Genomic DNA, 13,245 nt, shown 5'->3' on the forward strand with positions numbered 1-13,245 from the left:
TATTTTTTGTTAAAATGATTGTAGTCTGTAGGGCATTCATGTATTTAGGAATGGCCTGTTGATGGATAGTTGTCCTAAGAAAAATTTATAAGATTACCCATAAAACGGGGCTCAGCCCCTGATCGCCTGGTTAAGGATTGGCAAATCCTTACAGGGAGAGCTCGAGAGGGACAGCGTCCTTCTCGTATACGAAGCCATTATGCCCTTTATTGTAGGTAATCGTTAAAATCTATACTGTGGGCATGAATTATACGTTGATGAGGTGGTGGGACTTGCCTGTAATCAAAACTATAGATAGCATTCAGATAATGACTGGGATTTTTGGGAGTCGGAAAACTTAAGCCTTCAAACTCTAATGTCGACAGAGGGAAAACTTCTTTGAACTCAAAAGAAGCTGCTACGTCGGGCATTTCGCCACCATAGATAACTTTCGACTGAGTGTTCTGCCATCCTAGGTGTTGTTCTTTTAAAGAGGCGATTAAAGCGGCTCTTTTGACGGGATTATTTGTCCCTTTTGGTGTATGCAGGCTAATCGCCGATACATCTCGGATCTCAGCAAGTGTTCTATCGTAGAGTTTTTCATTGGCCTCGCTATTTTCTATAGCGAGCATGGGGAAAATATCTACAAAAATACCTTGATGGTATTTTATAGCTTGATCCTTTTCGTGAAATTCGACAATTTCAGCTTTCTTGGAGCGTAGTTTAATATAATCAAATTTGAAGCTGGGATCGCTTTGAGAAGTTTGAAAAAATATCTCATCCGAAAGTTCACTTTCGGCTATCAGTAAGAACTTATTGTAATCCTCGAGCGGCATAGATAAATCGATGTCATCATCCCAAGGGATAAAACCCTGATGACGAACTGCACCTAATAAGCTACCCGAATCTAACCAATACCGTAATTCGTGTTTTTTACATAGTGCATCAAACTCAATGAGCATATCAAGCATAATTAATTGCGCTTTACGTAAAACTTCGGGGTCGATCATTAGTTTCTCGCTACACCATAATAGTCATGAAGTGCATTGATGAGTATATCCGTATAATGCTTAGTCATTTCACCCATGTGGGAGACCCGAAAAACAATATCACGTTCAGCTCCACCATTAGGGCACACCATGACTTTATAATCGCTTTCTAAGGCATTGACGATATCCATTGCCGATTTTCCATCCGTGGGACTGAGAGTGGTCATTGCATTGGGCATGTAGGCTGTGTATTCTTTTAAAGGCAGGGCTTTAATACTATTTCTAAAATAGCGAGCAACTTCTTTTGCTTTAGCGATACTTTGCTCGATACCACCACGTCTATTTATTTGATCAAGTCGAGCCTTAAGTTGCAACATAATTGTCACTGCAGGTGTATAGGGAGTTTGTCCTCTTTCACCGTTCTTTAAATAGTCTTTAAAATTAAAGTATAAAGAATTGATATCATGTAGTTTTTCGAGTGCTTTAGGAGCGAGTATAACCATCGTAAGTCCAGGTGGCAAGGCTAAGCCTTTCTGTGAGCTGGCAATGACAAGATCAATATTTGATTTTTGCATATCTAAAGGATCCGTCACTAACATAGATATGGCATCTACAATATAGAGCATATCATTTTTAAGTGCGTAATCACCCATAGCATCGAGGTCATAGAGGTGACCAACAGATGTTTCATGAGCATTGACAATTAAGCTATTGAAATTTCCCTTGGGAGCTAAAGTTTCAATATCACTAAGGTCGGTGTTTTTTACTTTGAAATTACTGTGTGGTATTCCATGCGTGGCACAGATATTTACAAAGCGAGCACCAAATCCACCGCCATTAACAACGAGAGCATTATCTTCCTGGTTAAGGAGGTTCATCACAGTAGCTTCTAGACCAGCAGTACCAGACGCGGTTAAGAAAATAACTTTTGAACCCTCGGGAGCATTCACCATTTCCAAAAGATCTTTTTCGCAAGAGAAAGTGATATCAGAGAATTGCTGATTTCTAAAGTAGGGCGTTTGCTGTGCACCTACTTGTAGGATTTCGTCAGACATTTTTACAGGGCCAGGAGTAAAAATAGCGTAGTCTTCATAAATCATTATTCTGCCTCTTTCAATTCTTTGAATTTTCTTTCATTATACTCTAATAAAACTCGATTAATGCTGATCATATCTTGCGGTGATAACATCTGAGATTTGCGTTCCCCACGTTGTATAAGTGAGGCGAATTCGGCAATCATGTAGCGCAGTCCGCAACCATCAAATTCATATTTAAAAGTTTGACTTTTATGTTCGTCTTCAAAGCGCACATGAAATTGCTTAGTTATCCACCACGGTTCAGGGATATACACATAACCTTTGGTGCCAGAAATAACCGCATCTCCTTCTGATTTTATTCCAGTTGCGACATTTGATATACCAATGGCGCCGCCTTTATGTTTACTAATAATTAGATTAGAAACATCGTAACCTTCAGTACCCTGATCAAAAAATGTGATGTCTTTACTTTTTCCTAAAATTTTATTGACGAGTAAAGAGGGGTAAGAAGATAAAATATTGGTTGCCCCTTGAGCCATAAAGTTGTCGGGATAATCCTTTTCTTTATAGAGTGTAGTACGAGTAGCACGGACTTCTTTAACATCGCCAATCAAGCCTTTATCTAATTCGCTTAAGAGCTGATTGAAGGCCGGTAAAAAGGCAGTACGCAGTGCTGAAAGGAGTAAGACTTCTTCTTTTTTGGCTAAAGAAAGTAACTCTCGTAATTCACTTTTATGCAAGGCGAGAGGGTTTTCACACAAGACATGTTTCTTAGCCATTAAGGCTTTTTTAATCAGTGGGTAATGTTGTTCTAAAGTGGTATCAATATAAACGGCAACAATGTCAGTATCTAAAAAATCATCGTAATTATCATGGCCATAATCAATGTGAGTACTTTTTTCGGTGTATTGCTTTAAAGCCGCTAAGTCGGGGGAATAAATACGCTTGATGTTCAGGTTTGGAACATGTGTCGCTTCGTCGATAAAAGCAGTTGTATCACTACCAAGGCCGACAATGCCAAGCTCAATTATGTCAAAGTTATTTTGTCTTAGTAAGGTGCTAGATATACCTTTTGTACGAGCCAGGTACTCCACATGCGTGAATTCATTAAGGTAGTCAAATGTACCGATCCAATCATCGCCAATGGCAAAAATATCAACATTGTATTTCACCATGTCTTCAGCTTTTTGCTTTTTAGATGTTTCGAGAATAACCTTATCAACAAAATCTAAAGCCTTAATGGCCTCCATGCGCGTCTCTGTATTTTCGACAACATTTAGCTTGCCACGCGAACGGTCATAGTTTTCGTCAGTGACACCTACTATCAGGTAGTCTCCTAATGCCTTTGCGCGCTCCAGTAGTCTCAGATGACCTTGATGAAACATATCGAATGTTCCATATGTAATAATTGTTTTTTTAGTATTAATAACTTATCCCGTATAACGATTAACTTTATTTTGTAGCGAGCCTCTGGTGAAACCATTTACCTTATTAAGGAAGCTCTTATTGAAAAAGCTAATGATCGCTTCTCCAACTTCACTACTTCAAGACTTATTTTAGCTAAGCTTCAGCTTGAACTATGAGCTTCAAACTATCTCCATATGATGATTTTGGCCAAACGAAATCACTATAATCTACAGATATATATATATATGGATAAATAGCTACAGATTCAATAATAATAACTAAAATTAAGCCTGTTTTTTTGAGTTAATGAGTTCTGTGATTATTAAATCGAATGAAAGGGCTCCACCCTAATTCAATTGGGGTTCTATGCTTTTAGCTCGTCTATGGAGTGGGGAAGCTCATGTAATTACCAGGCTGTAATACAAGCTTTTTATCTGTGTCTTGACTTTGGAATAGACCAAATGTAATTCCATGTTTTTCTATTTGAAACGCTTCGATTTCAATATCACAAAAGCTAGGAGTATTTAAGCGGTTTAAAAACAGTTCATATAATGAATCGGCTTGTTCTGTATCTAATGATTCTCTAGGACCTAAATCATCAATTTTAGCACCAATAAATTTTCCTGAAGAATCGAATAAATACAAGGCTATAAACTGCGAACCTTTGTTATCACTAGTAGCAGGAATAAATGGAGTAGTTAAGAAGAACTGAGTTCCTCCAATCACTTGTCCAATATGTTTTGCATAATGATCATCCTGATAGATGCGTATTGTATTTGAGGGATTCATTTATTGTAATTTTCCTTGGTTTACATAAGGGTCGAGATCAGAGATTTCATTATTATGTATTTATAGATATCATGGCGCATTTTTTAAAGTTCAGTATTTTCGGAACTTTTGTGAAAATCAGCATTTTATTAGCTTATGAGGAATCGTTGGATCGAATTCGACTGATAAGAAGATGTATAGGGCAGAATTAGTAGAAACTAATTAGAGTTCCATTCTCTCCACTGCATCTTTTGCATCCTTTAGTCCCATACCAGTGATTTGTCGGTAGCATTTTATGGCATGAATCTTTTTCCCATCTCTCATGAACTGTTTTACATCTTCTTCAGTGACATTATCAGGGGTTTCAATGTTAGAAGAATTTGCGGCTACTTTGAGTATGAAAACTAAAGCAAGAATTCCTAGGATGATATATAATACGATCATTTATAATCTCTTTTTATTTTGTTTGATGAGTGGGCTTAGTGATTTGAGAACTTAGAATTCCTTCTATAATTCCGAGTTAATATTATTTTTTGAAAAGCCTTAGATCAAGGTCTACAGGAGAGCCCAACCAGGAGGCGTACTTGCTATGATCTTCAAGATTATCTCCAGTTAAAGGATGAATCAAAATCGATAAATCATCTCGATTTTGTTCAAGCCAAGTGATGAAATGATCAAAGTCTCTATGAGTAAAGGGTACTTGGAACATCCACTTTGTATGTGGACCAATAGCTTTTTTATGAAAGCGCCCTAAGTCAAAATCAAATTCACTAACAATTTTTTGATATATATCTGCGGCAAGAGGCTCACTCAAGTCATCAAAATAGATATGAGCATGGTAGGCTTTGTGGATATTCGTGGGTGTGTGCAATTGATTCATTTTTTACTTCACTAAAGAGATTTAGCTTAAGGATTTATATTAGTATTAAAATTGGCTGTTTTCAGTATGCCATAGAGGATATATAAAATCAATAAGTAAGTTAAAATTCCTTCAGGGTCCACTTCTGTAAACATATAAAACAATAAGGTGGAAAAGCTCATGAGAATCAATTCTTGAATAATTCTGGTGAGTCTATTTTTTGGCTGATTTTTTATTACTTTCCTTAATCGTAGATCTTCTAATGAAAGGAGTCTACCGTGTTCAGATTGATAGATTTTTGAATACATGATTATGATATAGTTTGCAAGAATAATGAAGAAGATATTCATGTGATAGTCTTCACTTTTCATGATATCGTAAGTTCCTAGCAGCATCAAAAATAGACCCCCTAAACTCGGGCGCCATTTATAAATCGCTAAGAGTTCATATTTCATTTTAGTAAAACACTCTCTTTTTAGGTGTTTATTTATAGATTAAATTGAGTGTAGCGTTCACTTTATCTCGAATTTGATCATGTGTGACTCCCCCACGACTATTGAACAAAATGGCAACGTTATAGCCATCCGATCTCCAATCCATAATAGCCGTTGATCCATCTAAGCTACCATACATAACCCAAGTAGGACGACCACTTTTTCTTTCTTCGCCAGTTAACCAAAATTGATCCATGAAGCTACAGAGAGTGGAGCTAGAGGCCGAAATAGGTCCGCCAGTCTCAATATTCCAAACAATATTTTTATTATTAATAGGATTCAAGTATGAATAAAAATCATTATCAACACGGGGTAAACTGGTGATGAAAAACTGTTCGGGAGACGATTTTGATAGGCTAGTTAGTATGTACCTCATTAAATCATAGCCAAAATTACAGTAGGCATCTTTGCTGCCGGGCTTCGTGACTAGGGACTTGGATAAGACATGGCTTAACTGCTCATCAATTGCTAAGTTATGAACTTTGATTTTTCTCGGAATTTTTGATAAAGGATCTGCACCCCATCCTGCTTTATGATCTAAGATATGATTAATTGTAATGTCGTGAATCCGCTTATCATAATTTTGTGTGGGTGCTTTGATTTTTAATAGATCTAATAAAGAAGAATCTAAGTCAATTCTTTTTTTCTTGAAGAAGTATTTTATAGCGGCTTTTGTAATCGGTTTTTCACAGCTCGCGATACCAATTATTACATTCTCAGGTGCGGGCTTAGTTTTAGCTTCATCAAGCCAGCCATAGCTACGTGAAACTATGGTGCGATTTTTTTTACTTACGCTAATAGATGCGGTAGTACAATTATTGATTTGCTTCAGAAATTTAAGCATGACTTCATCAATGAGTTCGATTTTCTTACTTTTTTTGCCACTGATGGGAACGGTGTCATCCCCAAAAAGAGGGAGTGTGATGATAGCTAATGTAAATAAAACGCTGATGTATTTCATTTGTTTTCCTATATGAAAATGAATTAAAAGATGTTTGTACAAAGAAAAGTTAGTCTTTATGATAAAAACTTAGCTAGTTCCTTTGTAGTGATACCATTGCTTGTTTTTGATTTTTTTGAATTCTTCATTTGAAGGTAAGACTCGTGGATTTATATACTGCGAAATCAATGGGTGCATATTACCAAAACAAATATCCAGAGCTTTTCTTTCTGTGCTTAAGTCATATACGCCTTTATGCAGGATTTGAGCACTAAAGATGATCATATCACCAATATTTAAATCTATTAACTTTGAATCAGCTAAGTTGAAATCACTGCTGAAACCATCTTGTTGATAACGAACTTTATTTTCTAAGTCAGTATCCCAGCGCTGATGACTTCCAGGAATTAACTCCAAACCTTTTTCCGCAAGCAAAGGTATTCGTACATGGAGCGCAAGTATATTATGCATCTCATTCTTTTGATCTGCTACACTAATGGGACTGTACTGTAAATCACGATGCCAGTAAGGCTTCTTGTCTTCAGCGTCTGGGTTAAAAAACACTTGTGTATTGTTAAAGAAAATATCTTCACCAAATATCATTCTTAAGTGATTTACCAATTTACGGGGACAAATCGCATTAAAAAAATCAATTCTAGATTTGGGTGTTTTTGAGAAATATTTTGGATCACTCAAGGAATGCATGTTAACTAGTTTTTCTTGAGTGATTTCACTCTTGTTTTCTATACGCCAATTGTTGTATATGGGATCTATATGTGAAGTAAAATTAGATATTTCATCATCATTAAAAAAATCTTTAATGACTAAGAACCCTTTTTCCTTATATTCTTGAAATAGGGTGTTCATAATATCGTACACGAAAGCTGCGTGATAATGAAAAATGACTCGGGTTCAATCATTGCTTTTGTTTTTTTAATACAGCTTTTAAAACTTTCAAATTACTCATCTCCAGTCCTGTGAAGTCTAACTTTTTAGAACTTAAAGATTGACTAGAAATGAGAATGCCATTTATCTTTTTCTGACCCATAATCGTTAAATAATGAGGACACATTGAGTCCATGAGATCATTAAATTTATACTCTAGAACTTGAGGAGTTTTATCGCTACTTATGAGGGGAGTCATAATTTTCATTTTAATCGTCATATTCATATAAATCATAGGAATGCTATCAGTATTACCTTTAGGAGCTACGTAGTCACTATAATCTAAGTCACGGTAATATTTGTAGGCCAATTTTTGAGGTATGACTTTTTCATTTAAAATGTAATTATCGATTTTAAAATCAAGAACTTCTACTATGAGAGCCGTAGTGATATTTGAATGATTACTATTTAAATCTTTCACTGACCATTCACGTATACCTGCACTGACAGATAAAGATAGGACAAATATGATGGCGATAGTTTTCATTGTAATAGACCTAGGTTCTAGCTTAGTGTTGAGTTTGTTATTTGATTGAGATATAAATCTCAATACTTGTCGAGCTCGTATAAAATTCAAAATCAGTAGAGTACAAACGTTGATGGAAACAGTCAGCCTTTGAAAAATATTCCCAAATGATTGTCCACGTATCAATAAGCGTTTGTGGCATATCTCCCTGAGCCTCGAAAAGTAAATAATTCGCACTTGGGATTTCTCTACTTTCTAATGCAATTGTACTTTGAGCATAGTTCTGATCTGTCCCCACAAAAACAGTATAGTCCTTACTATGGTCAGATTCATAATCGCAGTAAAGCCCAAAGACTCGTGCACCATTGGTATAATCTACTGTAATGGAATCATTAAAAGTTTTCCAAAGTGGTGCAATAAGGCCTTTGTCAGTAGAAAATTCATTGGCATTATTAGTACGTGCTTTTAAACCGTAAATAGTTCTTTTTTCAAAGTAAACTTCTTTCATTTTTTAAAAATGAGTTGAAGCGCACCACCGACATTGCGACTATTCTTTTTGACTTTAACTGGTTTTGATGAGATGAAATTCCAGCCTTTGGCTTCCATCTCTTTGATCTTGGAATCCATTTTCTCTTTTTTTTGTTTAGGGAAAGGAGATTCGAAAATGAGTAGTTCTGATTTTTCTTGGGTATAATCCATGAGGATTCCTGTGAGTATGTTTTTAATTTAGTATGTATATTCAGTTAACATATAAGCAGAAGATAGACTTAAACATAGCCCAAATACGAAACCCACGATGTTATGAGACTTTTAAGTGGTGTGTTTTATGAATAGTGAAATCAAATGATTATCATGGTCGATAAATGAAAGTGAGATCCTGCTAGATGCACTCCGACAGATCATTCTCAAGTGCTATTAAAAAATAGCTTAAAGTTATAATTTCCAATAAAAAATCCCACTTAATCGCCTATATTGTAGTAGCTTACACCGACAATAACAGCAAGTGGGACTTTCAATGTACGATACTCTTTTTCCCGAATATTTCATCGAGGAATTACGGCAAACTATAGGAATTTTATGCGGACCATTGAAGATTGCGGGGCAAATCATACTTCGTCCTGAATTTCAAGAGATCAAAAAGGCAATTGAAGATGATCAACTTCAGTTGAGTAAAGATAGAGCCGCCACTAGAAACCGCGAGTTTAAAAACAGCTCTACCCAAAAACACCCCCCAGCTGAATTGGTGGTGGCGTTGTTCATAGCCCGTCACTTTTATGATAATTGTTACGGTGAACGAGGCTATAGTATGCTATGTGAGAATAGTTCCTTGCAGCAGTTTATTGGGCGCTTGGGCATAGGAAGCTTCCCTTCACGCAATACGATTCATGAACAAGTCTCTGCTCTTTCTGAGAAGACCCTTAATCTTTTTCATCAAGCTATTTTGAACTGCGTTAAGGAGTGTGGCCTGGATGATTTTTCAGCAGTGATTATTGATTCTACAGCCATTAAGGCCGATTCAGCGTGGCCTGTCGATAGTCAATTACTAAAGAACCTTAGTTGTAAAATGATGAAAAATATCAGTGACGTTCATGATCAGCTTCCCTGTGTTGAGCGCAGAAAGATCCCTCTCAAACGCCTGCAAAATTACTGTGATTATATGAGTAAACTGGATTTCGAGATCTCTATGCTTAAAGGAAAAAAAGGAGCAAGAAAAATGAGGCAAAAGTTTTATACGCAAGAACTTTTACCGAGGTGCCGAAAATTTATTATTCGCCTGGAGAAGACTCTTCCTCAAATTAAACAACACTGTGAAAGTGCCAAAGTTCTGATGATTGACGAATGTCTATCTCGCTTCATAGATAAAGTTTTGATGGTTGAACATCGCTTCAACATGGCTCCTAAGGACTACGATACGAAGACGGCACGGAAAATTTACAGCATGAGTGATAATGATGCAGCATTTATTAAAAAGGGTGGTCGAGAAACCGTATTTGGCTACCGACCAAATTTCGCCTTTAGTGCCAATGGTTTTCTGACATCATTCACCCTAGAATCTGGAAATACTAGTGACAGCAAGGCCTTCAGTAATTGCCTTGATGAAAATAAAAAGATGACGGGCGAGACCGCAATGATGATCAGTGTGGATGACGGATATAGCTCTGCCGCCAATTTAGATGATGCCATCGAAAAAGGGGCGACATTAGTCAGTGTTAGTGGCTCAAAGGGAAAGAAGCTCTTAGGAGAAGATATTTATGAGAGTGAAAACTACCAACTTGCGAGAAATATCCGATCAATTTCCGAAGCAGGTATTTCAAAGCTGAAGAACTATCACAACCTTGAGCGATTTACCGTTTGTGGCTTAAAGAGGGTTCGTCAAGAAACTCTCATAAGCGCCATAGGATTCAACTTGGAAAGGATCTGCCAGTTATTATGTCAAATAGAGGTTGAGGTCGCCGCATAGAATGTCGGAGTGCATCCTGCTATGATCATATTAAGTATAAAGTCCTATCTGAGTCATACAACGATTATTGCTCCTGGTTTAGATAGTCCATAAATCCTTGTTGGTAGGCCTCTTGATTTTCAGCATCTAAAGCGCTATAAATATCCCTGAGATTAAGAAATTCTTTCACGATTAACCAGTTAACGATGTATTAAGATATTTAACAGGTTTCTGTGATGTAGCCATAGCTTTAGATATTAAGCCAAAAAACATTTTCCTGAGGTCAAATCTTCTATTGAGCCTAAACTGTAAATCAGCAAGGTACCTGAAACCATATTTATCGAATTTTAAAGAGTGGAAAGTCCCCGAAATTGAGGTTTTGATGTTACTTAAAATTGTATTGACCCATTTAAAAGTACTTTCTATTTCTTCTTTTTTTGCTTTACTAGCAACTAAAACGCTATGATTACTTACTTCTTTTAAGGCACTGAAACCTCTAAGTCCATCTGAAATTGTATCACAGTTCTCCTCAAGATTATCTATAGCCCATTGTTTAATAACTTCATAAGAAAAACCCGATACAGGACTCAGTTTAACAAAAACTGGATTCCGATTTTCGTTAGTTTCTACGGCAGCTATAAATGGAGACTTATTTTCTGAACCTCTACCTCGTTTACCTCCTTCCAGTCGACCGCCTAGGTAAGCATCGTCTATTTCAACCAAGCCTTTAAGTTTATACTTACTGTCCTGCTCATACATCATCTGCATAATTTCTGCTTTATTAACCAAGCAGTTTTATAGTTCACATCAATGTGACGGTGTAATTCTAATGCTGAAACACTGTTCTTTGATTGACTTATTTGATGGAGAGCTAAGAACCATTTCTGGAGGGGAACTTTCGTTCGATGAAATAAAGTACCCGCTGTTAAGCGATGGTTTTTACGGCAGGCTTTACATTGAAAGATTGTGCGGCTTCCTGATTTATAGCGATAATACTTATCACTATCGCATGTGTCACATTTAAAGCCATTAGGCCACTTACAGCTTTCCAGGTAAGCACTACATTGTTCTTCGGTTCCAAAAGTTTTGATGAATTCTGGAAAGCTAACTCCAACTTGAAACTGAACTTTATTCTTAGGCATAATACATCTCCTTATTAGATGTAATTAATATGCTACTAAAAAATAGCTATATCAAGTTTTACACTCTTAACTGGTTAATCGTGAATTCTTTTGGAAAAACTTTTTCATCAATAATCATTTCATCATTTATTATTTTAAGCATAGTGATAGCATCATCACGATTGAATGTTATCGCTGGATCTTGTGAATCTTCACTTCGATCTTGAGTACGTGAACTTATGATGATTTCAGCAATTTCTTTGCCCATATCATAGCCAGGTTTATCACTATAGTCCAAGTTTGAATCACAAGAGAAAGTAAACAGAATTAAAGTAAAGAGTGCAATGAGTGTTTTCATGGGAGTAGTTTTTCTATTCTAAAAATGGGGGAGGGTAATCAGCAGGGAATCTATACTGCTGAATTCAAGTTTTACTTAAATTAAGGTCCATTTCGAGGGACTACGAGCTCAGCGATTTCTTATAGTTGAGCTAGTCATTTAGCATATTTGTTTGCCTAATAGCTAAGCCAAAAATCACTAAGATGGCTAGTATAGCGATTGCAAGATATGTAGTGCCTTTCTTTTGTAACTCAATGGAATATCTAACTTCATCGGATTCATTGACATGAAAAGTTTTGTTTTTTAAAGCATAAATAGATTCAATAATTTCGAGAGGTATCAGTATGAATGAAACTAATTTCACAGAAGAACTTTTAAATGAAAGTATTGTTTCTTGAGCACTAAAAGCTGCATATAAGCCTAAGCTTAGTAATGCTAATATAATAAACGATTGTAATTGGATATAATTATTTTTTTTAAGTGGCAAACCAATAAGCTTAACATATTCAGTTGTGCTCTCATTTTTTACTGGGGGAGTATCTGCATCGTCTTTGATTTTCGTGGGAACTTTTTTCACCGCCGGTCTTCTTTCAGAATTAAGTAATTCCGCTTCGACTTCTTTGATGCGTAAAAACTTTGGAATTTTGATTAATTGTTCACAACTCGGGCAATTAATTTTATTTCCTAATAAGTCTTCTGTTACATTTACATTGTGTCTGCAATGTAAACATTCAAATGTGGGTTGGTACATAGTAAACCTATCTGTTTTAGGGGATTGAGATTTTCGCGGAGCAAGCCGAAGACATTGCTCTGCAGCTCATGCTTAGTGTTTTTCTTTTAGTCTGAGATTTCTTTTACTCTTCCGACCTCTCCACTTTCCAGACGAACTTTGATACCATGTGGATGAAAAGATGAATTAGTCAATATATCTTGGATAATTCCTTCTGTGAGATCACCTGATCTTTGATCTCTTTTTAGGACAATTTTAACTTCTAAACCTGATTCTATATTGGAACGATTCCTACCATCCATTTTATGTCCTTTTTTTGAAACTGTAATTGTCGAACTGCAGAGAATACAATTTATACTTGCGGTGATTTTTTTTTCAATATTAGCAGATTGATTACATGCTTTACTAAGGAAATGATTATTCCCTGTTTTTTAGTGCTATTTACAGAACGACCGAGATTAGTGAGGTTTGAGCCTAAGCGAAAATCTTCACTGCAGCTCATGGTTAGCTTTGGTTTTGATTTTGATTTTTCTTTTGATTTATTATTTGAAAGATAGCCATTGTATTGATAGCCAAAAAAACTACATAATGGAAATAATAAAAAAGAGTCATTCCTGTTTTTATAATTAAGGAAATTGTTATTAAAGTTATTAGTGTGTTTCTTGTGATCTTGTTAAATTTCAAGGCTAAAAATAGAATTGTGATTGCGGATATAATAATTAATGAATCGTTA

At 36.0% G+C, this 13,245-nt stretch carries 16 protein-coding genes and 1 pseudogene; 1 reads left to right on the forward strand and 16 read right to left on the reverse strand.

Going from position 1 to position 13,245, the window contains the following annotated elements; translation table 11 throughout:
- Positions 1–206 precede the first annotated feature (206 nt).
- From PQO03_RS02690 to PQO03_RS02745, 12 genes are all read right to left on the reverse strand, one after another.
- On the reverse strand, positions 207–989 hold the full coding sequence (locus tag PQO03_RS02690) for a LicD family protein (protein WP_274150933.1): 783 nt from the start codon (positions 987–989) through the stop codon (positions 207–209).
- Positions 989–2,068 carry a pyridoxal-phosphate-dependent aminotransferase family protein gene (locus PQO03_RS02695; protein ID WP_274150934.1) on the reverse strand — a complete coding sequence of 360 codons (1,080 nt, stop codon included), beginning with the start codon at positions 2,066–2,068 and terminating at the stop codon, positions 989–991. Before PQO03_RS02695 ends, PQO03_RS02690 begins: the two co-directional genes overlap by 1 nt.
- On the reverse strand, positions 2,068–3,432 hold the full coding sequence (locus tag PQO03_RS02700) for a Gfo/Idh/MocA family oxidoreductase (protein ID WP_337993444.1): 1,365 nt from the start codon (positions 3,430–3,432) through the stop codon (positions 2,068–2,070). Before PQO03_RS02700 ends, PQO03_RS02695 begins: the two co-directional genes overlap by 1 nt.
- A 361-nt stretch (positions 3,433–3,793) precedes the next feature.
- On the reverse strand, positions 3,794–4,201 hold the full coding sequence (locus PQO03_RS02705) for a hypothetical protein (RefSeq protein ID WP_274150935.1): 408 nt from the start codon (positions 4,199–4,201) through the stop codon (positions 3,794–3,796).
- A 201-nt stretch (positions 4,202–4,402) separates the two neighbouring features.
- A complete protein-coding gene (locus PQO03_RS02710) occupies positions 4,403–4,624 on the reverse strand; it encodes a ribosomal protein L7/L12 (RefSeq protein ID WP_274150936.1) in 222 nt (73 codons plus the stop codon).
- Between the two features lie 82 nt (positions 4,625–4,706).
- Positions 4,707–5,060, reverse strand: coding sequence for a DOPA 4,5-dioxygenase family protein (locus tag PQO03_RS02715; RefSeq protein WP_274150937.1), 354 nt, complete (start codon positions 5,058–5,060; stop codon positions 4,707–4,709).
- A 26-nt stretch (positions 5,061–5,086) separates the two neighbouring features.
- Positions 5,087–5,494 (reverse strand): hypothetical protein, encoded by a 408-nt coding sequence (locus PQO03_RS02720; RefSeq protein WP_274150938.1) that lies wholly within the window; start codon positions 5,492–5,494, stop codon positions 5,087–5,089.
- Positions 5,495–5,522: 28 nt separating this feature from the next.
- Entirely contained in the window at positions 5,523–6,494 is a 972-nt protein-coding gene (locus PQO03_RS02725) for a serine hydrolase (protein WP_274150939.1), read from the reverse strand.
- Positions 6,495–6,563: 69 nt separating this feature from the next.
- Positions 6,564–7,340 (reverse strand): phytanoyl-CoA dioxygenase family protein, encoded by a 777-nt coding sequence (locus tag PQO03_RS02730; RefSeq protein WP_274150940.1) that lies wholly within the window; start codon positions 7,338–7,340, stop codon positions 6,564–6,566.
- A 49-nt stretch (positions 7,341–7,389) separates the two neighbouring features.
- Positions 7,390–7,905, reverse strand: coding sequence for a hypothetical protein (locus PQO03_RS02735; protein WP_274150941.1), 516 nt, complete (start codon positions 7,903–7,905; stop codon positions 7,390–7,392).
- Positions 7,906–7,942: 37 nt separating this feature from the next.
- Positions 7,943–8,392, reverse strand: a complete 450-nt coding sequence (locus tag PQO03_RS02740) for a GyrI-like domain-containing protein (protein WP_274150942.1) — start codon at positions 8,390–8,392, stop codon at positions 7,943–7,945.
- Entirely contained in the window at positions 8,389–8,583 is a 195-nt protein-coding gene (locus PQO03_RS02745) for a hypothetical protein (RefSeq protein ID WP_274150943.1), read from the reverse strand. Before PQO03_RS02745 ends, PQO03_RS02740 begins: the two co-directional genes overlap by 4 nt.
- A 316-nt stretch (positions 8,584–8,899) precedes the next feature.
- On the opposite strand from PQO03_RS02745, the gene PQO03_RS02750 reads away from it, so the two are divergent.
- Entirely contained in the window at positions 8,900–10,345 is a 1,446-nt protein-coding gene (locus PQO03_RS02750; protein ID WP_274150944.1) for a transposase, read from the forward strand.
- A 171-nt stretch (positions 10,346–10,516) separates the two neighbouring features.
- Here PQO03_RS02750 and PQO03_RS02755 read toward each other — a convergent pair.
- The 4 genes and pseudogenes from PQO03_RS02755 to PQO03_RS02770 form a co-directional block, all read right to left on the reverse strand.
- A pseudogene (locus PQO03_RS02755) lies at positions 10,517–11,466 on the reverse strand (IS1595 family transposase).
- Positions 11,467–11,524: 58 nt separating this feature from the next.
- Positions 11,525–11,803, reverse strand: a complete 279-nt coding sequence (locus PQO03_RS02760) for a hypothetical protein (protein ID WP_274150945.1) — start codon at positions 11,801–11,803, stop codon at positions 11,525–11,527.
- Between the two features lie 130 nt (positions 11,804–11,933).
- Entirely contained in the window at positions 11,934–12,533 is a 600-nt protein-coding gene (locus tag PQO03_RS02765) for a hypothetical protein (protein WP_274150946.1), read from the reverse strand.
- An 86-nt stretch (positions 12,534–12,619) separates the two neighbouring features.
- The gene (locus tag PQO03_RS02770; RefSeq protein ID WP_274150947.1) at positions 12,620–12,814 is read right to left on the reverse strand and encodes a YwbE family protein; all 195 of its coding nucleotides are present in this window, start codon (positions 12,812–12,814) and stop codon (positions 12,620–12,622) included.
- Between the last annotated feature and the right edge of the window lie 431 nt (positions 12,815–13,245).

The sequence above is a fragment of the Lentisphaera profundi genome, from assembly GCF_028728065.1.
GTDB classification, from domain to species: domain Bacteria; phylum Verrucomicrobiota; class Lentisphaeria; order Lentisphaerales; family Lentisphaeraceae; genus Lentisphaera; species Lentisphaera profundi.

Coding starts and splice junctions, on each gene's coding strand:
- PQO03_RS02740 (WP_274150942.1), bottom strand. CDS start 8,392: ATGAAAGAAGTTTACTTTGAAAAAAGAACTATTTACGGTTTAAAAGCA.
- PQO03_RS02720 (WP_274150938.1), bottom strand. CDS start 5,494: ATGAAATATGAACTCTTAGCGATTTATAAATGGCGCCCGAGTTTAGGG.
- PQO03_RS02730 (WP_274150940.1), bottom strand. CDS start 7,340: ATGAACACCCTATTTCAAGAATATAAGGAAAAAGGGTTCTTAGTCATT.
- PQO03_RS02735 (WP_274150941.1), bottom strand. CDS start 7,905: ATGAAAACTATCGCCATCATATTTGTCCTATCTTTATCTGTCAGTGCA.
- PQO03_RS02745 (WP_274150943.1), bottom strand. CDS start 8,583: ATGGATTATACCCAAGAAAAATCAGAACTACTCATTTTCGAATCTCCT.
- PQO03_RS02710 (WP_274150936.1), bottom strand. CDS start 4,624: ATGATCGTATTATATATCATCCTAGGAATTCTTGCTTTAGTTTTCATA.
- PQO03_RS02695 (WP_274150934.1), bottom strand. CDS start 2,068: ATGATTTATGAAGACTACGCTATTTTTACTCCTGGCCCTGTAAAAATG.
- PQO03_RS02690 (WP_274150933.1), bottom strand. CDS start 989: ATGATCGACCCCGAAGTTTTACGTAAAGCGCAATTAATTATGCTTGAT.
- PQO03_RS02750 (WP_274150944.1), top strand. CDS start 8,900: ATGTACGATACTCTTTTTCCCGAATATTTCATCGAGGAATTACGGCAA.
- PQO03_RS02770 (WP_274150947.1), bottom strand. CDS start 12,814: ATGGATGGTAGGAATCGTTCCAATATAGAATCAGGTTTAGAAGTTAAA.
- PQO03_RS02765 (WP_274150946.1), bottom strand. CDS start 12,533: ATGTACCAACCCACATTTGAATGTTTACATTGCAGACACAATGTAAAT.
- PQO03_RS02725 (WP_274150939.1), bottom strand. CDS start 6,494: ATGAAATACATCAGCGTTTTATTTACATTAGCTATCATCACACTCCCT.
- PQO03_RS02760 (WP_274150945.1), bottom strand. CDS start 11,803: ATGAAAACACTCATTGCACTCTTTACTTTAATTCTGTTTACTTTCTCT.
- PQO03_RS02705 (WP_274150935.1), bottom strand. CDS start 4,201: ATGAATCCCTCAAATACAATACGCATCTATCAGGATGATCATTATGCA.
- PQO03_RS02715 (WP_274150937.1), bottom strand. CDS start 5,060: ATGAATCAATTGCACACACCCACGAATATCCACAAAGCCTACCATGCT.